The 23,699-nt window shown below is 71.8% G+C and carries 23 protein-coding genes; 8 read left to right on the forward strand and 15 right to left on the reverse strand.

The genetic code is table 11. From position 1 onward, the window contains the following. Nucleotides 1-14: 14 nt before the first annotated feature. Nucleotides 15-2,549: a DNA translocase FtsK gene (locus tag K1T34_RS00105; protein ID WP_220242272.1), complete on the reverse strand. Its 2,535-nt coding sequence runs from the start codon at nucleotides 2,547-2,549 to the stop codon at nucleotides 15-17. A gap of 101 nt (nucleotides 2,550-2,650) precedes the next feature. Next, entirely contained in the window at nucleotides 2,651-2,992 is a 342-nt protein-coding gene (locus K1T34_RS00110) for a DUF732 domain-containing protein (RefSeq protein WP_220242273.1), read from the reverse strand. Nucleotides 2,993-3,092: 100 nt separating this feature from the next. On the opposite strand from K1T34_RS00110, the gene K1T34_RS00115 reads away from it, so the two are divergent. From K1T34_RS00115 to K1T34_RS00125, 3 genes are read left to right on the forward strand one after another with little or no spacing between them, the layout of a single operon-like run. Next, on the forward strand, nucleotides 3,093-3,932 hold the full coding sequence (locus tag K1T34_RS00115) for a 1-acyl-sn-glycerol-3-phosphate acyltransferase (RefSeq protein ID WP_220242274.1): 840 nt from the start codon (nucleotides 3,093-3,095) through the stop codon (nucleotides 3,930-3,932). Between the two features lie 29 nt (nucleotides 3,933-3,961). Next, on the forward strand, nucleotides 3,962-4,582 hold the full coding sequence (wrbA, locus tag K1T34_RS00120; protein ID WP_220242275.1) for an NAD(P)H:quinone oxidoreductase: 621 nt from the start codon (nucleotides 3,962-3,964) through the stop codon (nucleotides 4,580-4,582). Nucleotides 4,583-4,624: 42 nt separating this feature from the next. Next, nucleotides 4,625-5,569, forward strand: coding sequence for a DMT family transporter (locus tag K1T34_RS00125; protein ID WP_220242276.1), 945 nt, complete (start codon nucleotides 4,625-4,627; stop codon nucleotides 5,567-5,569). On the opposite strand, the gene K1T34_RS00130 is transcribed toward K1T34_RS00125, so the two are convergent. Continuing rightward, nucleotides 5,566-6,306 (reverse strand): SDR family oxidoreductase, encoded by a 741-nt coding sequence (locus tag K1T34_RS00130; RefSeq protein ID WP_220242277.1) that lies wholly within the window; start codon nucleotides 6,304-6,306, stop codon nucleotides 5,566-5,568. The two genes, K1T34_RS00125 and K1T34_RS00130, sit on opposite strands and share 4 nt — an antisense overlap. Nucleotides 6,307-6,402: 96 nt before the next feature. On the opposite strand from K1T34_RS00130, the gene K1T34_RS00135 reads away from it, so the two are divergent. Further along, a complete protein-coding gene (locus K1T34_RS00135; RefSeq protein ID WP_220242278.1) occupies nucleotides 6,403-6,975 on the forward strand; it encodes a TetR/AcrR family transcriptional regulator in 573 nt (190 codons plus the stop codon). Here K1T34_RS00135 and K1T34_RS00140 read toward each other — a convergent pair. The 7 genes from K1T34_RS00140 to thyX form a co-directional block, all read right to left on the reverse strand. Beyond that, complete coding sequence (locus K1T34_RS00140) at nucleotides 6,972-8,546, reverse strand: substrate-binding domain-containing protein (RefSeq protein ID WP_220242279.1); 1,575 nt, start codon at nucleotides 8,544-8,546, stop codon at nucleotides 6,972-6,974. The genes K1T34_RS00135 and K1T34_RS00140 overlap by 4 nt on opposite strands. Before the next feature lie 360 nt (nucleotides 8,547-8,906). After that, complete coding sequence (locus tag K1T34_RS00145) at nucleotides 8,907-10,604, reverse strand: ribonuclease J (RefSeq protein ID WP_220242280.1); 1,698 nt, start codon at nucleotides 10,602-10,604, stop codon at nucleotides 8,907-8,909. Then, nucleotides 10,601-11,614 (reverse strand): 4-hydroxy-tetrahydrodipicolinate synthase, encoded by a 1,014-nt coding sequence (dapA, locus tag K1T34_RS00150; protein ID WP_220242281.1) that lies wholly within the window; start codon nucleotides 11,612-11,614, stop codon nucleotides 10,601-10,603. Before dapA ends, K1T34_RS00145 begins: the two co-directional genes overlap by 4 nt. A 103-nt stretch (nucleotides 11,615-11,717) precedes the next feature. Continuing rightward, nucleotides 11,718-13,205 (reverse strand): serine/threonine-protein kinase, encoded by a 1,488-nt coding sequence (locus K1T34_RS00155; RefSeq protein WP_220242282.1) that lies wholly within the window; start codon nucleotides 13,203-13,205, stop codon nucleotides 11,718-11,720. Between the two features lie 87 nt (nucleotides 13,206-13,292). Then, on the reverse strand, nucleotides 13,293-14,534 hold the full coding sequence (locus K1T34_RS00160; protein ID WP_220242283.1) for an Nramp family divalent metal transporter: 1,242 nt from the start codon (nucleotides 14,532-14,534) through the stop codon (nucleotides 13,293-13,295). 153 nt (nucleotides 14,535-14,687) lie between these two features. Beyond that, nucleotides 14,688-15,086 carry an ACT domain-containing protein gene (locus K1T34_RS00165; protein WP_220242284.1) on the reverse strand — a complete coding sequence of 133 codons (399 nt, stop codon included), beginning with the start codon at nucleotides 15,084-15,086 and terminating at the stop codon, nucleotides 14,688-14,690. Beyond that, nucleotides 15,086-15,838 (reverse strand): FAD-dependent thymidylate synthase, encoded by a 753-nt coding sequence (gene thyX, locus K1T34_RS00170; protein WP_220242285.1) that lies wholly within the window; start codon nucleotides 15,836-15,838, stop codon nucleotides 15,086-15,088. The genes K1T34_RS00165 and thyX overlap by 1 nt, the downstream gene beginning before the upstream one ends. Nucleotides 15,839-15,968: 130 nt before the next feature. Between thyX and K1T34_RS00175 the strand changes: the two genes are divergently transcribed. Then, nucleotides 15,969-16,475: a toxin-antitoxin system HicB family antitoxin gene (locus K1T34_RS00175; protein WP_220242286.1), complete on the forward strand. Its 507-nt coding sequence runs from the start codon at nucleotides 15,969-15,971 to the stop codon at nucleotides 16,473-16,475. A gap of 15 nt (nucleotides 16,476-16,490) precedes the next feature. Then, nucleotides 16,491-17,480 carry a DUF4097 family beta strand repeat-containing protein gene (locus K1T34_RS00180; RefSeq protein WP_220242287.1) on the forward strand — a complete coding sequence of 330 codons (990 nt, stop codon included), beginning with the start codon at nucleotides 16,491-16,493 and terminating at the stop codon, nucleotides 17,478-17,480. Between the two features lie 563 nt (nucleotides 17,481-18,043). Here K1T34_RS00180 and K1T34_RS00185 read toward each other — a convergent pair. Then, on the reverse strand, nucleotides 18,044-19,258 hold the full coding sequence (locus tag K1T34_RS00185) for a winged helix-turn-helix domain-containing protein (RefSeq protein WP_220242288.1): 1,215 nt from the start codon (nucleotides 19,256-19,258) through the stop codon (nucleotides 18,044-18,046). Nucleotides 19,259-19,322: 64 nt separating this feature from the next. Between K1T34_RS00185 and K1T34_RS00190 the strand changes: the two genes are divergently transcribed. Beyond that, nucleotides 19,323-19,883 (forward strand): GNAT family N-acetyltransferase, encoded by a 561-nt coding sequence (locus tag K1T34_RS00190; RefSeq protein WP_220242289.1) that lies wholly within the window; start codon nucleotides 19,323-19,325, stop codon nucleotides 19,881-19,883. Here the strand turns inward: K1T34_RS00190 and K1T34_RS00195 are convergent. Next, a complete protein-coding gene (locus tag K1T34_RS00195) occupies nucleotides 19,873-20,352 on the reverse strand; it encodes a GtrA family protein (RefSeq protein WP_220242290.1) in 480 nt (159 codons plus the stop codon). The genes K1T34_RS00190 and K1T34_RS00195 overlap by 11 nt on opposite strands. 167 nt (nucleotides 20,353-20,519) lie before the next feature. Between K1T34_RS00195 and K1T34_RS00200 the strand changes: the two genes are divergently transcribed. Continuing rightward, the gene (locus tag K1T34_RS00200; protein ID WP_220242291.1) at nucleotides 20,520-21,047 is read left to right on the forward strand and encodes a hypothetical protein; all 528 of its coding nucleotides are present in this window, start codon (nucleotides 20,520-20,522) and stop codon (nucleotides 21,045-21,047) included. Nucleotides 21,048-21,135: 88 nt separating this feature from the next. On the opposite strand, the gene K1T34_RS00205 is transcribed toward K1T34_RS00200, so the two are convergent. Genes K1T34_RS00205 through K1T34_RS00215 form a run of 3 tightly spaced genes read right to left on the reverse strand, consistent with a single transcriptional unit; the run spans nucleotide 21,136 to nucleotide 23,689 of the window. Continuing rightward, nucleotides 21,136-21,582, reverse strand: a complete 447-nt coding sequence (locus K1T34_RS00205; protein ID WP_220242292.1) for a tetratricopeptide repeat protein — start codon at nucleotides 21,580-21,582, stop codon at nucleotides 21,136-21,138. Then, the gene (gene dapB, locus K1T34_RS00210; RefSeq protein WP_220242293.1) at nucleotides 21,579-22,328 is read right to left on the reverse strand and encodes a 4-hydroxy-tetrahydrodipicolinate reductase; all 750 of its coding nucleotides are present in this window, start codon (nucleotides 22,326-22,328) and stop codon (nucleotides 21,579-21,581) included. Before dapB ends, K1T34_RS00205 begins: the two co-directional genes overlap by 4 nt. After that, the gene (locus tag K1T34_RS00215; protein ID WP_220246902.1) at nucleotides 22,325-23,689 is read right to left on the reverse strand and encodes a pitrilysin family protein; all 1,365 of its coding nucleotides are present in this window, start codon (nucleotides 23,687-23,689) and stop codon (nucleotides 22,325-22,327) included. Before K1T34_RS00215 ends, dapB begins: the two co-directional genes overlap by 4 nt. Nucleotides 23,690-23,699: the final 10 nt, after the last annotated feature.

A 23,699-nucleotide genomic window follows, 5' to 3' on the forward strand; every position in this document is an offset into this window, starting at 1 on the left:
GTTGCACCACCGCGTCAGAAGTCCTCGTCGTCCGAGTCGCCCGGCGAGGCGTCGCCGCCGCGGATCATGAACAGGACGCCCTCCAGCTCTTCCGGCTTGATGAGCACGTCGCGGGCCTTCGAGCCCTCCGAGGGGCCCACGACGCCGCGGCTTTCGAGCAGGTCCATGAGGCGGCCGGCCTTGGCGAAGCCGACGCGGAGCTTGCGCTGGAGCATGGACGTGGAGCCGAACTGCGACGTGACGATGAGCTCGGCGGCCTGGAGCAGCACGTCGAGGTCGTCGCCGATGTCGGGGTCGATCTCCTTCTTCTCGCCGGCCTTCTGAGCCGTGACGCCGACGGTGTAGTCGGGCTGGGCCTGGTCCTTGGCGAACGAGACGACGGCCGCGATCTCCTCGTCGCCCACGAACGCGCCCTGGATGCGGACCGGTTTGCCGGCGCCCATCGGCAAATACAACGCGTCGCCCATGCCGATGAGCTTCTCGGCGCCCGGCTGGTCGAGGATGACCCGCGAGTCGGTGAGCGACGACGTGGCGAACGCCAGCCGCGAGGGCACGTTGGTCTTGATCAGGCCGGTGACGACGTCGACCGACGGCCGCTGTGTGGCCAGCACCAGGTGGATGCCGGCGGCGCGCGCCTTCTGCGTGATGCGCACGATCGCGTCTTCCACGTCGCGGGGCGCGGTCATCATGAGGTCGGCCAGCTCGTCGACGATCGCCATGATGTACGGGTACGGCCGGTACTCGCGCTCGCTGCCCGGGGGCGCCGTGATCTCGCCGGAGCGGACCTTGCGGTTGTAGTCGTCGATGTGGCGGACCTTGTTGACCTGCATGTCCTGATAGCGCTGCTCCATCTCCTCCACCAGCCAGGCCAGCGCGGCGGCGGCCTTCTTCGGCTGGGTGATGATGGGCGTGATCAGGTGCGGGATGCCCTCGTACGGCGTGAGCTCGACCATCTTCGGGTCGATGAGGATCATGCGGCACTCGTCCGGCGTCGCGCGGGCGAGCAGCGACACCAGCATCGAGTTGACGAAGCTCGACTTACCGGAACCGGTCGAGCCCGCCACTAGCAGGTGGGGCATTTTCGTGAGGTTCGCGGTGACGAAGTGGCCCTCGATGTCCTTGCCGAGCCCGATCACCATCGGGTGGTTGTCCTTGACCGTGGACGGCGCGCGCAGCACGTCGCCCAGGCGCACCATCTCGCGGTCGGAGTTCGGCACCTCGATGCCGACGGCCGACTTGCCGGGGATCGGCGCGAGCAGCCGGACGTTGTCCGTGGCCACGGCGTACGCGATGTTCTTCGTGAGCGCCGTGATCTTCTCGACCTTCACGCCCGGGCCGAGCTCGACCTCGTAGCGCGTGACCGTGGGGCCGCGGGTGAAGCCGGTGACCTGCGCGTCGATGCTGAACTGGTCGAGCACGCCGGTGATCGCCTCGATCATGGCGTCGTTGGCCTTGCTGCGGGATTTCGGCACGTCGCCGAGCTTCAGCAGGTCGGGTGACGGCAGCTGGTAATCGCCCTCGACGGTCCGCGTCATCGCCAGCGGCGGCTCCGGCGCCTTCTTCGGCTTCTTCTCCGGCACCTCTTCGGCGGGCTTCGGCTTGGGCGGGCGCACCGGCATCGGCGGCTCGGCCAGCATCGCGTCGAGGTCGAGCTGCTCGCCCTCGGTGTCGGCGCTGCTCTGGCGGCGACGCGACGGCTTGCGCAGCCGCACGGCCTTCGGGTCGGCCTCGATGAGCTCGTCGGCCTCGGGTTCCGCGTTGTCGCCCTCGAGGTCGGCCAGCTCGTCTTCGTCGAGACCCCACGTGCGAAGGCGGTGCGGGATCTCGCGCACGGGCGTGCCGGTGAACACCAGCACGCCGAACAGCAGCGCCAGGATCAGCAACGGCACTGCGACCCACGTGGTGACGCCCTTGGTCAGCAGCCCGCCGGACAACAGCCCGATGATGCCGCCGGCGTACATGCGGCCGTCGTTGGTTTCGGGCAGCGCCGTGAAGATGTGCAGCATCCCCAGCACGGACAGCACGACCAGCCCCGTGCCGATCACCATCCGCGGCCGGGTCTCGGGGTTCGGCTCCGACCGCATCAACGCGACCGCGACCACCACCAGCACCAGCGGCAACGTCACCGCGCCGGCGCCCAGCACCGTGCGCGTCGCGACCTCCACGGCCGCCCCGATCGGCCCCGCGGCCCGCCACCACACGCCCACGGCCGCGACGATCGCCAGCGCGATCAGCCCCAGCGCCAGCCCGTCACGGCGGTGTTCCGCCTCCAGCTCCCGCGTGCGCCCGACCGTGCGGGCCAGCGAGCCGACGCCCTTGGCCACCAGGTTCCACGTGCCGCGCACCCCGCGCCCGAACGCGCCGGACTTCGCCTTTCCCCGCCGCGGCGGGGGTTTGCGCGCCGCACTCCTCGGCCGTGACCCAGAACTTGAAGAACGCGACCCGGAAGCCCCGGACGAGCGCGGCTTCGCCGGCGTGCGCGAACCACGCGCCGGTGCCTTCCCGCCGCTTCCCGCCGTGCTCCGCTTCCTCGTCGCCGACCCAGACATGCCTCCACGGTAACGGCCCGGGACCGATAGTCACATGCGCCACTCTCAGAGCAGGAGAAACAATCGTCGCGAACGTCCCGGCCGACCTGGTGGATCTCCGCTCAGCAGAGCGATTCGGCCGCCGCGAGGATCTTCTCGGCCTTCGCCTGGTCGACCGACACATCGGCGCTGATGAAATACCAGGTCACGCTCGCGAGCACGGCCGCGTGGTCCTTGCCCTGCGCGACGTCGTCGCACAGGTCGTGCGCGTGCGCGATCGCGGCGCCCATGTTGGTGACGAGGGCCGGGTCGATCGAACCGAGGGCCGCGAGGTAGGCCCGCTCGCGTGGTCCGATCGCGACGGCCCGCGGCGAAGGCTTTGGCGTCGGCACCGGGGCGGGGTCCGGGCCGCCACATGCGGTGAGGAGGACCAGCGCGGTGGGGATCGGGACAAGTTTGCGCACGGCCGCTACAGCGTGGGTGCACGCTGGTTCGTTACGAAGCCGAGGTCACGTGGTGAACCACCCCACCGGGCCGAGATCGGCTTCATGACATGCTCTGCCCATGTTCGCGCTGCAACAGGACGACTTCCCGGCCCCGCGTCGTGCCCCGGCGATCTGGCGGACGATGCTCAACATCGACCGCGGGCTGGTCAACATGGTGGGCCGGCTGACGGTGTCGGGGGCGGTGCCGCGGGAGCTGCGGGGGCGGCCGTTGCTGATGGCGGCGAACCACATCGGCGTGTTCGACGCGTTCGTGCTGATGGCGGCGTGCAAGAGGATCGGCATCAACCCGCGGTTCATGCTGGCCGGGGGCATCCTGGACGCGCCGGTGATCGGGCCGGCGCTGCGCGTGAGCGGGCATCTGCGGGTGGACCGCAAGCACGCGGCGACGGCCATCGGGCAGTTCGCCGAGGCCGTGGAGGAGCTGAAGACCACGCGGGAGCCGATCGTCGTCTACCCGGAGGGGCGGATCAGCCACGACCCCGGGCTGTGGCCGGAACGCGGCAAGACGGGGGCGGCGCGCCTGGCGCTGGCCGCGGATGTCCCGGTGATCCCGATCAGCCAGTGGGGCGCGCACGAGGCCGTGTACTGGGGCACCGAGACCGTGAACGGCCCGGCCGACCTGGTGCCGCTCGCGCGTTCGGGCCTGAGTGCGCCCCTGCGGCGGCCCAGGTTCAAGGTGCACTTCGGGGCGCCGGTGGACCTGGCGGACGTCGAGCCGCAGCGGCCGGGCGCCGGGGTGCGCGCGCACGCGAAGATCATGCAGGCGATCACCGACGGTCTCGTGCCGCTGCGCCGCGACGAGCCCGTGCGGCCGCGGTTCAACGACCCGACGCGGCCGACGGACACCGTGAGCCCCTGGAAGCCGGGACCGCCCACCCCTCGGACAGCACAGTCCTGAACCCGCGCTTTCGCCTAGAGTCGCGGGGCGTGAGCACACGCATCCTCGTCGTCTACTACAGCGCCACCGGCAACACCGCCGCCCTCGCCTCCGCGCTGGCCGAGGGCGCCCGGGAGACCGGTGCCGAAGTCCGGGTCCGGACCGTGCGCGAGACCGCGCCGCCCGAGGCCGTCGCGAGCAACCCGCGCTGGCAGGCGTGGGTGGACTCCGGTCCGCACCACGAGTACGCCACCCTCGCCGACCTCGAGTGGGCCGACGGCATCGCCGTGGGCAGCCCCACCCGCTTCGGCGGTCCCGCGGCCCAGCTGAAGTCCTTTTTGGACAGCACGGGTGGCTTGTGGGCACAGGGAAAGCTGGCCGACAAGGTCGCGACGTCGTTCACCACGGCGTCGACCGCGCACGGCGGCCTCGAGGCGACCGTGCTGGCCACGAACAACATCTTCTACCACTGGGGCGCCATCGTCCTGCCGCTCGGCTACGGCGACCCGCACCTGAAGGAGTCGGGCAACCCCTACGGTGGCTCGTTCGTCTCGCGCAAGTCCGCTGCGCCCGACGACCTGGCGCTCGGCGCGCTGACCCGGCAGGGCAAGCGCCTCGCGACGATCACCACCCACGTCGCCACCGGACTGAAAGCGGACGATAACCGCTAAAACGGTTTCGGTGGTGACGCGAAAGTCGTACTGTCGACGAGCGTGACCACCGAACTGCCCGTCCTCGCGCCACCCCGCGTCGCGCACCGCGGCCGCGGGGTGGCGTTCGTGCTGCTCGCCGCGCTGTTCTTCAGCACGTCGGGCACGCTCGGCAAGCCCGCGATGGCCGCCGGGATGACGCCGGAGCAGGTCGCGACGTTCCGCATCGGCTTCGCTGGCCTCCTTCTTCTCGCCGGCACGGCCGCCATCGCGCCGCGCACGCTCAAGGTCCGCCGCGGCGAGTGGCCGATGCTGCTCGCGTACGGGCTGCTCGGCGTCGCCGGCACGCAGCTCGCGTACTTCATCGCCGCCGACCGCGTGCCCGTGGGCATCGCGATCCTGCTCGAGTTCCTCTCCCCCGTGCTGATCGCGCTGTGGGTGCGCGTGGTCCGCCGCACGCACCTGCCGCGCGCCATGTGGGCGGGCATCGGGCTCGCCATCGCCGGCCTCGCGCTCGTCGGCCAGGTCTGGCAGGGCCTCACCCTCGACGCGATCGGCGTCCTCGCCGGCCTGGGCGCCGCGGTGTGCTCCGCCGGCTACTTCCTCATCGGCGAACGCGCCGTCGCCGACCGCGATCCCCTCGGCTTGGTGACGTGGGGCATGGTCATCGGCGCCGTGATCGTGTCCGTGGTCAGTCCACCGTGGACGATCCCGTGGTCACTGCTGGACCACGCTGTGGAGTTCGGCCCGTGGACGCCCCCGATCTGGCTGCTGCTGACGTTGCTGGTGCTGCTCTCGACCGTGCTGTCCTACCTGCTCGGCATCACGGCGCTGCGCCACCTGCCCGCCTCGGTCGCCAGCGTGCTCGGCCTCCTCGAACCCGTCACGGCGACGGCCTTCGCGTGGGCGCTGCTCGGCGAGGCGCTGGCGTGGCCCCAGGCCCTCGGCGCGGCGATCCTGCTCGGCGGAGCGTATGTGGTGCAACGGTTTTCGAAAGGCGTGACCTAACCCTGCCGGGCGGGCCGGATGGTCAGGTCGCCGATCTCGACGTCGTCCGGCTGCTCGATCGCGAACGCGATGGCCCGCGCCACGGCCTCGGGCGCGATGCCCAGCGCCGCCATGGCTTCCTGGGCCTGCGCCCGCTGCCCGGGATCCTCGACGTAGTCGACGAGCTCCGTGCGGACGTACCCCGGCGAGATGGAGGTCGTCCGCAGCACGCCGTCGGTGGACTCCTGGCGCAGCGCCTCGAGCAGCGTACGCACGGCATTCTTGGTCCCCGCGTACACGGCCTGCGCCGGCACGATCTTGAGGCCCGACGTCGACACGGTGGTCACGAGGTGCCCGCTGCCCTGCTCGCGGAACACCGGCAGCGCGGCAGCGATGCCGTGCAGGACCCCGCGCAGGTTGACGTCGATCATCGCGTCCCAGCTGTCCACGTCGAGATCGCCCACCGGGGCGATCCGCGCGACGCCGGCGTTGGCCACCAGCACGTCGAGCCGGCCGAACCGGTCCACGGCCAGTGCCACCAGCCGCTCGAGATCGGCCCGCTTTGTCACGTCGACGTCCAGCATCTCCGCGCGCCCGCCCGTGGCCCGGATCCGCGCCACGAGCACCGCCAGCCGGTCGGTGCGCCGCGCGCCCAGCACCACGGCCGCACCGCGGGTCGCCAGTTCCAGCGCCGTCGCCTCCCCGATCCCGCTGCTCGCGCCGGTGATGGCGACGACCTTGCCCTCCACTGTGCTCATCTCGACCTCTCCGCCCTAAACTGACAACTGTCCGCTTACGGCTCCCACCGTACCGGACACTTGTCCACTTAGTCGAACGGAAGCGAGGTGACGCCGATGGCGAGCCGTGAGCTGCGGTCCGACGCGGTGGCCAACCGGGACCGCATCGTCGAGGCGGCGCGGGCCGAGCTGAGCAGGTCCAACGGAGCGATCGACGACCTCAAGCTCCACGGGGTCGCGAAGGCCGCGGGCGTGGGCCAGGGCACGCTCTACCGGCACTTCCCCACCCGCGAGCACCTGCTGGCGGAGGTGTACCGCCACGAGCTGACCCAGCTCGTCGAGGCCGTGCCGCCGTTGCTGGCCGAGCACCCGCCGCTGATGGCCCTGACCCACTGGCTGCACCGGCTGGTCGAGTACGCGCGCGTCAAACGCGGGGTCATGGCGGCGATCGAGGCCTCGGCGTGGCACGACCTGTACTCCGGCCAGCACCACCGGCTCGACGAAGCGCTCGGCACGCTGCTCGATCGCGGGAAAGCCGCTGGTCAGGTTCGTGGCGGGGTCGATGCCGCCGACGTCATCCTGCTCTTGGGCGCGTTGTCGCGGATCCCCGAGGCGGAGTGGGAGCCGCGGGCCGGCACCGTCGTCACGGTCATCGTCGACGGTCTCCGTCCGCCGAGAGACCCGGCCTAGCGCGCCACGAGCTGGGCCAGCGCCGCGTAGAACACCTCGCCGATCTTCGCCGGGTCGCGCGTCACGTACGCGCCGCCGCCGGTGATCGCGGTGATGGCGGACAGCTCGGTCCCGTCGGCGTCCTCGCCGATGCCGATCGCGATCACCGGCAGCGGGTGCGCCGGGTCGGCGAGGCGGGTGAGGCCGGCCAGGAACGCGTCGCGGGTGATGCCGGACGTGTCCTCGTTGCGGCCGTCGGTCATCACGATCACGACGTTGAGCACGCCGGGCTGCCAGTCACGGCGGGCGAGGGCGTAGACGTCGAGCACGGAGTCGTAGAGGCCGGTGCCCGCTTTCGGGATGGCGCGCACCGCGGTGAGCCGCGCGACGTCACCTGGCGTGAGGTGCTGCGCGACAGGCGCGAGGGGAAGCACCTCGCGGTAGTCCTTGGTCCCGTCGAGCCTCGTGGCGAACTCCCAGATCCGCACCTGCGTCGAGGGCCGGAACAGGTGCAGCGCCTGCTCGGCGGCGGCCACGGTCACCTGCATCCGGTTCAGGTTCGTGCCCCGCACACGTGCCTCCATCGAGCCCGAGACGTCCAGCAGCACCTCCGCGCGCGCGTCGAGGTTCACGCCCGCCCACTGGGTGAGCAGCACCTTGAGATCGGCGCCCGACGGCACGGGCGCGCTGCGCTGCGCGGCCGCCTGCACGTGCGGGTCGTCCTCGTGCCCGGCCAGGGCCTGCCCGGGCACGCGCAGGCCGGCCCGCCCGAGGGCCGCCGTTGCCGCGCCGCCCAGCATCGCCTGCTGCAACGCGTCGACGGCAGCGCTCTGCGCGCCACCGCCGCCGGTGCCGGTCAGCCGCGCGAACGGGTAGTCCAGCGCGGGCGCACCGGCCGAATACACCGCCACCAGCGGCGAAGCCCCGGAAGCAGCGTTGTGCTGCACCACGGAGCTCTCCGAAGCCGGATACGCCGTCGCTCCCCCGCCGTCGCCGACGGTGAACCGCCGCAGCACCGCCGCGAGGGCCCCCGCCGGGTCCGGTGCCGAGCCCACCTCGGCACGCAACCCGACCAGCGCCGAGGTGCCCACCGCGTCGCGAGCCGGGTCCGGGATGGTGAGCACGGCGTCCGGCGCGCCGACGACGTCGGTCCAGGTCAGCGTGCGCCCCGGCCAGCCGAGGCCGCGCGCGGCGCCTTCCGCCACGGCCAGCACCACCGGGGAGCTTGCGACCGACGGTCCCGACTCCGGCACGTCCGTCGCGCCGAGCTGCCGCGCCCGCTGCAACGCGATCGTCGAGTCCGGCACCCAGACCTGCGCCCGCTCCCCGCCGGGCGCAGAAAGCTCCGCCACGGCCTGCGCGGCATCGCGCGGACGGATCTCGTACGATTGGCACCTCGCTGAAAGTCCTTGCGCCACCTGGGAAAGCACCGGGGCGATGTCGGGCGAAGCCGACACCAGGACGTGCCCCCGCGCGCACCGGGTCTCCAGCGCGGCCGCGACCCACACCGCTCCGCCGAGCACGAGCAGCACGCAGACGGCCAGCGGCACCAGCAGCCGGCTTCGTCCCCGTACGCTCGAATGACGCCCCATCGGCGCAACCCTCCTGCTCAAAGCAGATTAACGCCGCCACGGCCCGAAGCTGTAGGACGAACGGTTCAAAGCCGGACTCGTACCTGAGGGGGAGCCAGGACCCGCCTCACGCGGGATGTGCCGGGCCGCCGCACGAGCGACCATGGGACCGACCACGAGAAACGGGGGCAGCCGTGACCACACCGAACAAGTCCGAGCAGCGCCGGGCCCGCAACGCACTCGCCCGCCAGGGCGCCGTCGTCGCCTTCGCACTGCTGATCGCCGCCATCACCCGCTGAAAAACCCGGCCGGCAGCGCTGACAAAACAACCGCCGCCGCTCCCCTGACGAGGAGAGCGGCGGCGGCCGTTGACGCGAGAACTCAGACCGGGATGACCGTCGGGACGATCATCGGCCGGCGCCGGTAGGTGTCGGCGACCCAGCGCCCGACGACCCGGCGCACCGCCTGCGCGATGCGGTGGGTGTCGGTGATGCCCTCGGCCTCCGTGCGCGCCAGCTCCATTTCCACGAGCGGCACCACGGCGTCGAGCGCCTTCGGGTCGTCGGAGAAGCCGCGCCCCGACACCGTCGGGCTGCTGACCGCGCGGCCCGTGCTGGAGTCGACGGCGACGCTGATCGAGATGAACCCGCCCTCGCCGAGCACCAGCCGGTCGGACAGCGTCGACTCGCCGACGTCGCCCACCGAAAGGCCGTCCACGTACACGTGGCCAACCTCGACGCGGCCAGTCCGCGAAGCCTTGCCGTCGACGAGGTCCACGACCACGCCGTCCTCGGCGATCACCACGTTGTCGGGCGACACACCCGTGCGGATGGCCAGCTCGCCGTTGGCGCGCAGGTGCTTCCACTCGCCGTGCACCGGCATCACGTTGCTCGGGCGCACCGCGTTGTACAGGTAGAGCAGCTCGCCGGCCGACGCGTGCCCGGACACGTGGACCTTGGCGTTGCCCTGGTGCACCACGTTGGCGCCGAGCCGGGTCAGGCCGTTGACCACGCCGAACACGGCGGTCTCGTTGCCCGGGATCATCGAGCTGGCGAGCACCACGGTGTCGCCCGCGCGGATCGAGATCTGCCGGTGCTCGCCACGCGCCATGCGCGAGAGCGCCGAGAGCGGCTCGCCCTGCGAACCGGTCGAGACGAACAGGACCTTGCTCTCGGGCAGCGTGCTCGCCTGGTCGAGGTCCACGAGCAGGCCATCCGGCACCTCGAGCAGCTTCAGCTCGGCCGCGATGCCCATGTTGCGGACCATCGAGCGGCCCACGAACGCGACCCGGCGACCGTGCCGCACCGCGGCGTCCAGCACCTGCTGCACGCGGTGCACGTGGCTCGCGAAGCACGCGACGATCACGCGCTGGTCGACCCGCCGGATCACGTCGTCGAGCACCGGGCCGATGTCGCGTTCGGGCATGACGAACCCGGGCACCTCGGCGTTGGTGGAGTCGACGCAGAACAGGTCCACGCCCTCGTCGCCCAGGCGAGAGAACCCCGCGAGGTCGGTGAGGCGCCCGTCGAGCGGCAGCTGGTCGAGCTTGATGTCACCGGTGTGCAGCACGACCCCGGCGGGCGTGCGGATGGCGACCGCGAGCGCGTCGGGGATCGAGTGGTTCACGGCGAAGAACTCGAGGTCGAACGCGCCGACCTTGCGCCGCTCGCCTTCGCGCACCTCGATGAGGTTCGGCCGCTGACGGTGCTCCTTGGCCTTGGCCGCGAGCAGCGCGTTGGTGAAGCGCGAGCCGTAGATCGGCAGGTCGGGCCGCAGCCGCAGCAGGAACGGGACGGCGCCGATGTGGTCCTCGTGCCCGTGGGTGAGCACGAGGCCGTCGATGTCGTCGAGCCGCTCCTCGATCGCCCGGAAGTCGGGCAGGATCAAGTCGACACCGGGCTGGTCGTCCTCGGGGAAGAGCACGCCGCAGTCGACGATCAGGAACCTGCCGTCGTACTCGAAGACGGTCATGTTTCGTCCGACCTCGCCGATGCCGCCCAGCGCGACGACGCGCAAGGCGCCTTCGGGAAGGGCGGGCGGGAGGTTCGTGGGTCCGGGTCCGGGGGGAAGTGAGCTCACCGGGGCAAGGTCCCAACGCTGGTGTGTGAGGTGGGGGCGACGTAGGCCGCCTGGGAATCCGCTTGTGCCACCCGTGCACCATGCCAGTCCTGGGCCGCGCTGTCGCCCAGCGGCACGCCGCCCTGGGCGAGATCGGCCGCGATCAGGGCACTTTGCTCCTCCGTGGCGGGCACGACGGGCAGCCGCGGGTCGCCGATGTCGAAGCCGCGCAGCCGCAGCGACGCCTTGGCGAACGCGACGCCGCCGACGCGCGACATCGCCCGCATCACCGGCAGCATGGCGCGGTGGTTGGTGCGCGCGGTGGAGGTGTCGCCGCTCTCGTAGGCCTCGATCATCGCGCGGATGCGCCCGGCCACCACGTGGCCGATCACGCTGACCACACCGACGCCGCCGACGGCGATCCACGGCAGGTTCAGGCCGTCGTCGCCCGAGTAGTAGGCCAGGTGCGTATTGGCGATCACCTCGGAGCCGGCGATGAGATCGCCCTTGGCGTCCTTCACCGCGGCGATCCGCGGGTGCTCGGCCAGCCGCAGCAGCGTGTCGACCTCGATGGGCACGATCGAGCGCGGCGGGATGTCGTAGAGCATCACCGGCAGGTCGGTGGCGTCGGCGACCGTGGTGAAGTGCGCGAACAGGCCGGCCTGGCTGGGTCGCGAGTAGTACGGCGTGACCACGAGCAGGCCGTGGGCGCCCGCCTCGGCGGCGGCACGGGCCTGCTCGACGCTGTGCGCGGTGTTGTTGGTGCCGGCGCCCGCCACCACGGTGGCCCGGTCGCCGACGGCCTCGACGACGGCGCGGATCAGCGCCGTCTTCTCCTCGTCGCTCGTGGTCGGGCTCTCGCCGGTGGTGCCGTTCAGGACCAGCCCGTCGTTGCCCAGCTCCACGAGGTGCTCGGCGAGCTCCTGGGCCCGCTTCAGGTCCAGCGCGCCGTCGCTGTCGAAGGGCGTGGCCATCGCGGTGAGCACGCGGCCGAACGGGCGTCCGGGCGCGGCGGTAGGTGGAGTGGACATGGTGTTGACGGTACCTCGTCGAACGGGTGAACCCGGGCCCGACCTGGTGAAGATCGGAGATTTTCCCGGCCGGGCGGGCGCCGGGCGGAACATCTCGCCCCGGTCACTTGATCTTAGTGGTGATCTGCGCCGGGATCTGGGCGTTGCCGGGCTTCGCGAGCACGCAGTAGAACTCTCGGCTGGGCTGGCTGTAGTCGTTGGGCGGCGCGAGCTCCCACTGGCGCTGGGTGGGCACGATCGCCTGGTAGGTCAGGCCTGCCCGCTGGTTTTCCGGCACCACCGACGAGTGGAACGACGCCGCGCAGCGCGCCTCGGCGAGCCGGGTCACGGACTCGAGACCGGGGTAGGCGGCGACCTGCGCGCCGTCGCTGCTGTAGTTCTCGGTCGGCAGGATGTCACCGACGTCGTAGACCTCGAGGGTGTGGCTTTTCTCGCACGTCGCGCTGTTGTCGTCGCCGATGACGACACCCTGCTGCACTGCCGCGTTGAAGCAGCGGTAGGACAGGCCGATCTGCGTCTTGAGAAAGCCGTCGGGGCCGTAGGTGACGGTGGGCTGCAGCTGCGGGTCGACCTTCGGCGTCCACACGGGTTTGCCGAGGAAGAAGCCGCCGACCAGCGCGGCGACGACGAGCACGGCGGCGCCGGCGAGCCACCGGCCGCGGCGCGAGCCCTTCGGCGGCGCGGCGACCCGCGTCGGGGCGGTGCCGAGTGCCGGAGCGGTGCTGCCCGACGGCGGCGTGGGCGGCTGACCGGCCGCGGTGGCGAGCAGGTTCCGGGTCTGCGGGGCCGTGAGCCGCGCCTCCGGCTTGGTCACCAGCAGCCCGAGGATCGCCGCGGCGAGCGGGCCCTGGCCGCGGGTGAGGTACGGGACCTCGGTCATGATCGCGTGCAGCGTCGCGGCCGTGGTCGGCCGTTCGAACGCGACGATGCCCTCCACGGCGAAGAACAGCGTCGCGCCGAGTGACCACAGGTCCGACTCGGGCATGGCCTCGCGGCCCTCGACGCGTTCAGGCGCCATGAACGCCGGCGAGCCCACGATCACGCCGCTCGTGGTGAGGCGTGGGTCGTCGATGGCGTGCGCGATGCCGAAGTCGGTGAGCTTCACGCGGCCGTCGGGCGCGACCATGATGTTGGCGGGCTTCACGTCGCGGTGCACGATCCCGGCGGCGTGCGCGGCCTGCAGCGCGGCGAGCACGCGGTCGCCGATCACCGCGACGTGCGCGGCAGGCATCGGGCCCTGGCGGCGCACGAGGTCGGCCAGCGTCGGGGCCTCGACGAGCTCCATCACGATGAACGTGGTGCCGTTGTCGGTGATGATGTCGTAGACCGTGACCACGGCCGGGTCGTTGAGCCGCCCGCCGGTGCGAACCTCACGCAGCACGCGTTCGGAGAACACGGCTTGGCCCTCCGTGTCCGGCAGCCGCAGTTCCTTGATGGCCACCTGGCGGCCGATCACCTGGTCCTGCGCGCGCCACACCACGCCCATGCCGCCGCGGCCGAGCTCACCCAGCAGCAGGTAGCGGCCGGCGACGAGCCGCGGCCCGGGCGCCGGGCGAGTCGGGTCGTACGGACGCGTCTGTTCGTCGGTCACGGGGCCGGGCTCCTCGTTCGGGGTCGCGCAGATGCTAGTCGGACCGCGCGAGGCCCAAGCCGGTTCCTTCGGGTTTCAGCCCCGGTTTCAGCCCGCGACGGTGAGGTAGATGAGCGCGATGTTGAGCGTGATGATCACGGCCGCGACGCACCACGCCAGCACGGTGGTGATCCGGCGGTTCACGTCGGTGCCCATGAGCTGCGCGTCCGACGTGAGACGGATCAGCGGCACGAGCGCGAACGGGATGCCGAACGACAGCACCACCTGCGACACCACCAGCGCCGCACTCGGGTCGGCGCCCAGCGCGAGCACCAGGATCGCCGGCGTGAGCGTGACGAGCCGGCGCACGAGGATCGGGAACTTCTTGCGCAGCAAGCCTTGCATGATCATCGCGCCCGCGTAGGCGCCGACCGACGTGGACGCGAGGCCCGAGGCCAGCAACCCGATCGCGAACAGCAGCGCCACCGTCGGGCCGAGCGCTGTGGCGACGGCTCCGTGCGCGCCCTCGATCGAGTCGACGCCGGGCAGGCCTTGCAGGTTCGTGGCGGCGAGCAGCAGCATGCCGAGGTTGACCGCGCCGGCGAGGAGCATCGCGAGGCCGACGTCGTAGCGGGTCGCACGAAGCAGGCGTCGCCGCTTCTCGGGCGCAGGCGTGCCGTGGCGGTCGCGGACGAGCCCGGAGTGCAGGTAGACCGCGTGCGGCATCACGGTGGCGCCGAGCATCGCGGCGGCGATCAGCACGCTGTCGGCGCCATCGAAGCGCGGCACGAGCCCGCTCGCGATCCCCGACGCCGAGGGCGGCTCCACGAACAGGCTCGCCAGGAAGCCTATGGCGATCACGGCGAGCAGACCCGTCACGACACGTTCGAACGGGCGCTGGCCGCCGCGGTCCTGCACCGCGAGCAACGTCAGCGACACGAAGCCGGTGATCAGGCCGCCGACCACGAGCGGCAGGTCGAACAGCAGGTTCAGCGCGATGGCGCCCCCGACGACCTCGGCCAGGTCCGTCGCCACGGCGACCACCTCGGCCTGCGCCCAGTACGCCAGCCGCGCCGAGCGCGGCAGCCGCTCGCGCAGCGCCTCGGGCAGCGAACGGCCCGTGACCAGGCCGAGCTTCGCCGACAGGTACTGCACCAGCACGGCCATCAGGTTCGCCGCGACGATCACCCACACCAGCAGGTACCCGAACCGCGCGCCCGCGCTGATGTTGGACGCGACGTTGCCCGGATCCACGTACGCCACGGCGGCGACGAACGCCGGACCGAGCAGAGCCGAGCCCGCACGCAGGCGGGCGAGCCGCCTGGGTCGGACCGCTTCCGCCACTGCCATCTCGTCGCCCTCCATCTATCGGGTGTCCCAACTCGAAGTTTAGGCACGCCGAACTTTCCAGGGCAAGGGTGTGCTCGGCCACCAGCCGGTTGGCCGTATCGGACAACGACGGCCCTCCGCCTTGCGGGCGGAGGGCCGTCGTCGTGAGTCTGCTCAGGCGGGCAGGCCGACCTCGTGGCCGGCGTCGCGGAACGCCTTCACCGCGCGGTCGAGCTCCGCGGCGCGCACGAGGATGTGGTCGGTGTCGAAAGTGGACAGTGAGAACAGCGCGACGCCGGCGGCAGCAAGTTCCGAGGCCAGCGCCGAGATCACGCCGGTGAGCGTGAACTCCAGCGGGCCGCGCACGCTCATCAGGCGCCAGCCGTGCTCGACGACGCCACCCGAGGGCTCGCGGCCCGTCGGGCAGATCACCGAAAGCTCCTCCGGCGTGCGGGTGACGGACACGAGCGCGGGCTCGGCGGGGTCGAGCAGGTCTGCGGGCACCGGTGCGTCGGCGGGCAGGCGCACCACCGAGTAATCGCCCGGGCGGACGTCGATCGCGAGTCGTTTCATCAGCCTTCGAGCACCTTCGGGCTCGAGGCGACCTCGGTGCCGTCGGGCAGGGTGGAGATGGTGAAGTCGGCGAACACGTTGCCCGCGGCCTTCTGCAGCTCCCGCAGGCACTCGATGGCCAGCGCGCGGATCTCGACGTCGGCGTGCTCGGTGGCGCGCATGGCCACGAAGTGGCGCCAGGCGCGGTAGTTGCCGGTGACGACGATGCGCGTCTCGGTGGCGTTCGGGAGCACGGAGCGAGCGGCCTGGCGAGCCTGCTTGCGGCGCAGCGTGGCGCTCGGCGCGTCGGCGAACTTCTCCTCGAGCCCGGCGAGCAGCTCGGTGTAGGCGTCGGCGCTCGCCTGCGCGGCCTTGAGGAACTTCTCGTGCAGTTCGGGGTCGTTCGCGATCACGTCGGGCTCGACGAAGGCCGCGTCACGCTCGGGAACGTAGCGCTGTGAGAGCTGCGAGTAGGAGAAGTGGCGGTGGCGGATGAGCTCGTGGGTGAGCGAGCGCGAGATGCCGGTGATGTAGAAGCTCACGGATCCGTGCTCCAGCACGGAAAGGTGGCCGACCTCGATGATGTGGTCGATGTACCCGGCGTTGGTGGCCGTCTTCGGATTCGGCTTCTTCCACGACTGGTAGCAGGCGCGCCCGGCGAACTCGGCCAGGGCCTGTCCCCCGTCGGCGTCCGTCGTCCACGGCACGTCCTCCGGCGGGAAGAACTCCGTTTTCGCGACCAGTTGCACTCTGGGCGACACGGTCTCGACCACGTCAGCACTCCCTCTCCGGCTTGCGGCTCCCGGCCCGCACTCTAACCGCTTGTGTGTTCGACACCGGCGTGACACCACTTGATGTCACGACGTCCTTGACTGACGTCACATGTGACGTCATAGTGGTGTCATGGACCTGACGCCGTACATCGCGAACCTTCGCGAAGACCTCGCGAACACGGCCTCCGCCGGGGACGAGCAGACCCGGCGCACGGCCGCTCTCCTTTCGTCCGCACTCGAACCCTCGGCCCGGCTCACGTTGATGAACGCGCTGGCCGACCTCGCCGCCGAGGTGACCGCCGCCCTGCCGGGCCAGGTCGTGGACGTCCGGCTCGACGGCCGCGACGTGCGCGTGGTCGTGACCGGCGCACCCGAGCCCGGCGAACCGGCCCGGACGGACCAGGCGCGCACGCCGCCCCCGCCCATCGACGGCGGAGACATCTCGCGCATCACGCTGCGGCTCGTGGAACAGATCAAGAGCCAGGCCGAGCAGGCGGCGGCCGCGCAGGGGGTCTCGCTCAACACGTTCGTCGCCCAGGCCGTGCAGGGGGCGCTCGGCCAGGCGCAGCACCACCAGCAGCGGCACCACCAGGGCGGCCGCTCGGAGACCAAGCTGCACGGCTGGGTCCAGAGCTAGAAGGCGGAAGCGACGATGAGTGAAGAAAATTCCAATCGGGACGAAGCCGCCGAGGAAGCCGTCGCTGGTGCGGCGGAGGAGGCTGTCGCCGCGGCTGACTTTGGTTCGTCCACTTCGGACGATCCGCTGGCGCGTTCACAGGAGTTCGAGGCCGACGGCCCGCTGGAGCTCGACGTCGGCGTGACGATCGGCCGCGTGGAGCTGGTGCTGGACCGCGAGTCCGGCGCGCGGGTCGACCTGCGGCACGACGTCGGCGAGCAGCCACCGTGGGTCAGTGGTGTGAACAACCTGCTGTCGTGGGTCGGCGAGCGCTTCGGCGACCAGCTGGGCGTGACCGCGGACGCCTCGCCGGCCGACGCGGTGCGCCAGGCGCGCATCGAGAAGACCGGCAACCGGCTCATGGTGCGGGCGGCGAAGGAGTGGCAGCTGCGGAACGTGCCGGTGGCCGTCACCGTGCACGCGCCGAAGGGCTCCCACGTGGAGGTCCGCGCCGGCGCCGCCGACGTCACGGTCACCGGCACCGCCGGGCGCGCCGACATCCTCACCGGCTCCGGCGAGGTCACCCTGGAACAGGCCGACGGCGCCGCCACCGTGCGCACCGGCACGGGCCGCGTGAAGCTCGGCCCGACGCCCGCCGGCCTCCAGCTGCGCACCGGCAGCGGCTCGGTGGAGGCGGCGTCCGTCTCGGGCTCCGCGACTCTCGCCACGGGCACCGGCAACGTCTGGCTCGGCTCCGTCGCGGGCGAAGTCATGGCCCGCACCGGCAGCGGCGACCTCTCCGTCGCCGAAGCGGCCTCCGGCTCGGTCGATCTGATCACCGGCTCCGGCGAAGTCCGCGTGGGCATCCGCCGCGGCGTCGCGGCCGAAGTCGAGCTCGCCTCGTCCGCGGGCCGCGTCCACAGCGAGCTGGACGTGTCCGACGTGCCGCCCGAAGCGGGCACCACCCTGCGCGTCCGCGCCCGCACCGGCACCGGCAACGCGGTGGTGACCCGCGCGGCCGGCTAAGGGGGAGGCGGCGGGCCGGACCGAGGCATCCGGTCCGGCCCGCCGCTTCGTATCCACAGCCTGTCCGGCACGAAACCCTTGTGCAGCAAGGAATTCTGGCTCGGTGAACGCGCTTTCGGCACACCAGGCACTCCGCCGCCGAACATCGACTTTCCCGCCAGGTGCCCAGCTCCCCTGCGGCAGGAATCCGCTCCGGCCCGCCACATCTCGCCGGACGGCAACTCCCGCGCGAGACCCTTGCCCGGCAACGCATTCAGGCCAGCTCGGCGCACCACCCGCGCCAAGAGCACCGCCATGCCCATGAAACCGGCTCTTCCGCCAGGGTGCACACCCGTGGTCAGGCGTGAGGCTTCGTGCGACACGCAGGCTCCGCCGCGCGAAGCACCCGCCCGGCAAGGCGTTCGAGTCTGACCCCCCGCAATACGCGTGACAACCGCACCACCAGGTCGCCAGGTCGCCGGAACCGGCCGTGCCGCCCGGTGAGCAGCGTCCGGCCCACCGCTTCTCGTCCGCCCACCTGTTCCGGCGCGAACTCCCTGCGCCGCAACGCGTTCAAGCGTCGCTCAGCGCACCGCGCGCGACAACGGCCCCGCCAGGTCACCGCGCGGGCCCACCGCCACGCCGTCCAACCCGAGCCACTGCGCCATGTGCGCCAGCTCCCCCGCCAGCTCGTCGGCGACCCGCGGCACGTCGGCGCCCTCCTCGGCGAAGGAGCCCTGCACGCGCAGCACGCCGGCGGCGCGGTCGGACTTGAGGTCCACGCGGGCGGCCAGCGAACCGTCGAGCAGGAACGGGAAGACGTAGTAGCCGTAGAGCCGCTTGGGTTCCGGCACGTAGATCTCGATGCGGTAGCGGAAGCCGAAGAGCCGCTCGGTGCGGGCGCGTTCCCAGATGAGCGGGTCGAACGGGCACAGCAGGGCCCGCCCGGTCACCGCGCGCGGGGTGCGGGCGGCCGTGTGCCGGTAGGCGATGCCGCGCCAGTCGCGGACCTGGACGGGTTCCAGGGTGCCCGCTTCGACCAGTTCGGCGACGGCCTGGCGCGCGACGTCCGGGCCGAGCCGGTAGTAGTCGCGCAGGTCGGTCTCCGTGGCCACGCCGAGAGCACGCGCGGAGCGGTCGATCAGGCCACGGGCACCCTCCTCGGCCGACACCTGCCGGGAAAGGATCTCCGGCGGCACCACGCGTTCGGTCAGGTCGTAGAGCCGCTCGAACGACCGGCGCGTGCCCGTGGACAGGCGGCCGAGGCCGAACAGGTACTCGCACGCCTTCTTCACCACCGAGCGTTCCCACCACGCGCCGGGCCCACGGCCGGCGACCTCCGCTTCGAGCACCTTCTCGATGGCGCCCGCGCCGATGGGGCCGTGTTCCTTGACGATGGCGAGCACGTCGTCGATCAGGCCCGGCACGGTGTCGACGACGCGGGTGTAGTTGCGCCACCAGCCGTCGCGTTTGGCGCCGGAGCGCAGGAGCGGCCAGTCTTCGACGGGCAGCAGGCTCGCTTCGTGAGCCCACGACTCGACGAGCATCCGCGGTTTGCGCGCGGTGCCGGTCCAGGCGGCGTCGTCGACGAGGGCCTGGTCGTAGGCGCCCAGGCGCGAGAACACGGGCATGTAGTGCGCGCGGACGGCGACGTTGACTGAGTCCAGCTGCAGCAGCTGGACACGCGAAAGCACCTTGGCCAGGTGCCGGCGGGTGGGCGGCGCGGCGGGGCGCGCGTCGGCGAACCCCTGCGCGGCCAGCGCCGTGCGGCGGGCCGCTTGAAGGCTGATCGTCTGCATGGTCGGTCCATCGTGCCAGCCGCCCCCGACAGTTTCCGCGACGGCGGGCGGTAGATTCCCCCGCGTGAGTGCCGCCGAAGTCCGTCCCGCGAGCCTGTCCGACGCCGCGGAGATCGCCCGCATCCAGCGCCTCACCTGGCGGGCGGCCTACACCGACCTGCTGGGCGCCGAGGCCATCGACGCGCTCGACGCCGCCGACCTCGAAGGCACGTGGGCCGAGACCATCGAGTTCCCCGCCACGCGGGTCTACCTCGCGGTGGAAGGCGAGTTCACCGTCGGCTACTGCGTGGCCGGCCCCGCGCCCGCCGACGAGATCGCCACCGCTGACGGCACCGCCCCGCCCGACGCCGCCACCACCGCGCTGATCGCGACGCTCGTCGTCGAGCCGCGCTGGGGCCGCCGCGGGCACGCCGGTCGGCTGCTCGGCACGGCCGCCGCCGACCTGCGCTCAGACGGGCTCGACCGCGGCGTCACGTGGGTCGCGCAGTCGGACCACCCGACGCTCGGGTTCTACCGGCGCGCGGGCTGGGCGCCCGACGGGACCGTGCGCACCCTCGACACGGGCCGCGGCACGTTGCGCGAAGTGCGCCTCACCGGCACGTTGCAGCTGGACCTCACGCACTGACGGCGGGCTCTTCGCGCTTCGCGAAGACGACCCAGCGCATCACCGAGTACATGAACACGCCCTCGCACGCCCCCGCGATCAGCCGCGACAGGTGATACTCCATGCCCAGTGCGGCGAGCCCGGCGCCGACGCCCAGCAGGAACGCCGCGTAGTTCACCCCGATCGCCACCACGTACAGCACCGCCTGGCGCCCGACGGGCGCGTGCGAGCGGAAGTTCAGCGCGCGGTTGAGCACGAAGCTGAGCGCGAACGCGAGTACGTAGGACGCGCTGATCGCCAACCACACCGGCCAGCCGAGGCTGCTGTGGAACACCGTCAGCAGCCCGAGGTCGACGCCGAACGTGAACCCGTTGATGATCACGAACCCGAGGAAGCTCGGCGCGACGAGACGCGAAAGCCCGAAGGGCAGGACTCGGACGACGGCCGCGCAGAGCCCGGCGAAGCGATCGGCGAAGGGCACGTCGGTCACGCCCGAATGGTGGCAGGTGGAGGTGTCCTGAACCGAACGTCCAGGTGATCTTCTGGGGTCAGCACCCGCCGGAATAGGGGGGTTAGCCCCCGTGACCTTTTCGTGACGACTGCTAGCCTCGAATGACGAGGATCACTTCGGGCGGTTCACTTCAGGGGGGAGGCACGATGGGCTGGTTGCTCGTGACGCTCGGCGTCGCGTTCGGCTCGGCGATCGTGCCGGTCGTGAACGCGGAGCTGTTCGTGGTCGGCCTCTGCGCCAGCCAGCACGACGTGCACTGGCTGTGGCTCGGCGCGGCCGTCGCCGTCGGCCAGATCGCCGGCAAGCTGCTGTACTACCTCGCCGCGCGCGGCTCCATCCGACTCCCGCCGTTTTTGCACGACCGCCTCCACAACCGCCTCCACCGCGAACGCCTGCCCAGCGCCCGCCGCGACCGCTGGCACCGGCGCACCAAGGTGCTGCGCGCCAAGATCGAAGCCCTGCGCGAACGCTGCCAGCGCCACCCGCACTGGATGGCGGGCACCTACGGCGTCAGCTCGCTCATCGGCCTCCCGCCCTTCATGGCGACGAGCGTGCTCGCCGGCATGGTGCGGATGCGGCTGGTCACGTTCCTGGCCGCGGGGCTCGCGGGCCGCTGGGTGCGGTTCAGCCTGCTGGCGGCGTCGCCGGCGCTGCTCGCGGGCTGGATGCACTGAGCCACTCGGCGGCCGGGTCATCGCTGCATCGTCGACCCGCACGGACGCCGCGGAACGGCAACCCCTGTTCCGCGGCGACCCCTGCTTTTCAGCGGTCGGCGGCTTCCAGTTCCACTGCCTTGCGCATCGTCGCCCGGGCGCGGCGGCGGTCGCCCGCGATGTCGTAGGCGTAGGCGAGGCGGTACCACGCGCGCCAGTCCTCGGAGTTGGCCTGGACTTCCTCGCGGCGGGCGTCGAACCAGGTGTCGGCGGCGGTGCGGTCGACGCGGCCGGACGGGCGGCGCGGGAGGTCGGACACGTCGGGCAGCGCGCCCTCCGCGTCGAGGCGACGGGAGAGGCGCTGGATCTGCAGGCCGGAACGCCAGGTGGCCACCACGATCCACACGCCCAGCAGCGGCAGCACGAACACGCCCACGCCGAGCGCGATGCCCGCGGGCGAACCGGTGGCGAACAGCGCCACGGCCCGGTCCGCCAGCAGGACCAGGTACACGACCAGCGCGGCGGTCAGCAGCAGCGCGATGTTGCGGGCCCTCACAGGTCGAGCACGTTCTCCAGGCCGACCGTGAGGCCGGGGCGCGACACCACCGAACGCACACCCAGCAGCACCCCGGGCATGAACGACGTGCGGTCCAGCGAGTCGTGCCGGATGGTCAGGGTCTCCCCCTCGCCGCCGAACAGGATCTCCTCGTGCGCCACCAATCCCGGCAGGCGCACGGAGTGCACCGGAACCTCCGAAACCCGCGCCCCGCGGGCACCGTCCAGTTCGGACGTCGTGGCGTCCGGACCCGGTTCCAGGCCGGCGGCCCGGCGCGCCTCGCCGATCATGCGCGCGGTGTGCGAAGCGGTGCCCGACGGTGCGTCGGCCTTGCGGTTGTGGTGCAGCTCGATGATCTCGGCCGACGCGTAGAACCGCGCCGCCTGAGCCGCGAAGCGCATCGCCAGCACCGCGCCCAGCGCGAAGTTCGGCGCGACCAGTACGCCCAGCGAAGGCTTCCCGGCGAGCAGCGAACGCACCTCCGCCAGCCGCTCCTCGCTGAACCCGGTCGTGCCGACCACGGCGTGCAGGTCGTGCTCGATCAAGTACCGCAGGTTGTCCATCACGGCGTCGGGGTGGGTGAAGTCCACCACCACCTGGGCCTCGCCCAGCGGCGCGAAGTCGTCTCCGGCGTCGAGCGCGGCCACCAGCTTCAGGTCGGCGGCGCCTTCGACGGCGTTCACCACCGTCGCACCCATGCGGCCGCGCGCGCCCAGCACGCCGACGCGGATCAGGGAGTCGGTCATGACGCGATCACCTCGTGCAGATCGTCCGGCAGGTCGTCGGCGTGAGCGTACGGCCCCACGACCGCCGCCGACGACACCCCACCGGGGCGGCGCAGCAGAGTGCGAGCCAGCGCACACACCTCTTCGGTCGTCACCTCGTCCACCCGGGCCACGGTGTCGTCGACACCCAGGTAACGGCCGTAGTTCAGCTCGTTCTTGCCGATGCGCGACATGCGCGACGACGTGTCCTCCAGGCCCAGCACCAATCCGCCGCGCAGCTGCCCCTTGGCTCGCGCCACCTCGGCGTCGGTCAGCCCGTCGGCGGCGACGCCGTCGAGCACCTCGCGGATCACGCCCGCGACCTGCCCGAGCCGCTCCGGCTGGCAGCCCGCGTACACGGCCATGTGCCCGGTGTCGGCGTAGCTCGCCACCGACGAGTACACCTGGTAGGCGAGCCCGCGCCGCTCCCGGATCTCCTGGAACAGCCGCGAGCTCATGCCGCCGCCCAGCGCCGCGTTGAGCACCGACAGCGCGAAGCGGCGCTCGTCGTGGCGCGGCAGCGAGCGCATCCCGAGCATCACGTGGGCCTGCTCGGTGTCGTCGGTGTGCAGCGCCAGCTTCGGCACGGTCTGGATGCGCGCGCGGCCCGCCCGCGGCGGCACCGGGACGCCCGCGCCGTTGAGCCGATCACCCAAAGCCTTGCGCACCAGGCGAAGCACCTGGTTGTGCTCGATGTTCCCGGCGACCGCGAGCACCATCCGCGGCATCGTGTAGCGGCGCTTGTAGAAGCCGCGCAACGCCATGGGCGACATCTCCGTGATGGACTTCTCGGTGCCCAGCACCGGCCGGCCGAGCGGGTGCTCGCCGAGGATCGCGCCCACGAACGTCTCGTGCAGCAGGTCCTCGGGGTCGTCGTCGCGCATCGCGATCTCTTCGAGCACCACGCTGCGCTCGGTGTCCATGTCGCGGTCGGTGCACAGCGCCTCGAACACCACGTCGGTCACGAGGTCCATGGCCAGCGGCAGGTCGGCGTCGAGCACCTGCGCGTAGTAGCAGGTGTGTTCCTTGGCCGTGAACGCGTTGAACTCACCGCCGACGGCGTCGATCTCCTCGGCGATCTGCGTAGCGTCCCGGTTGGCGGTTCCCTTGAACAGCAGGTGTTCCAGGTAGTGCGCGGCCCCCGCGACGGCGAGCGGCTCGTCGCGCGAACCGACGCCGACCCACAACCCCACCGTGGCCGAGCGCGACGCCGGGACGTACTCGGTGATCACCCGCAGGCCGCCGGGGAGCACGCTCCGCCTGACGATCGCACCGTCCGGAGTGGACTCGAGCGTGCGGGTGCTGCCGACGGGCTGCTCGTGCCCGGAAACCTGCCGTGCCATGGGTTCCTTA

The sequence above is a fragment of the Amycolatopsis sp. DSM 110486 genome, from assembly GCF_019468465.1.
Classification (GTDB): Bacteria; Actinomycetota; Actinomycetes; order Mycobacteriales; family Pseudonocardiaceae; genus Amycolatopsis.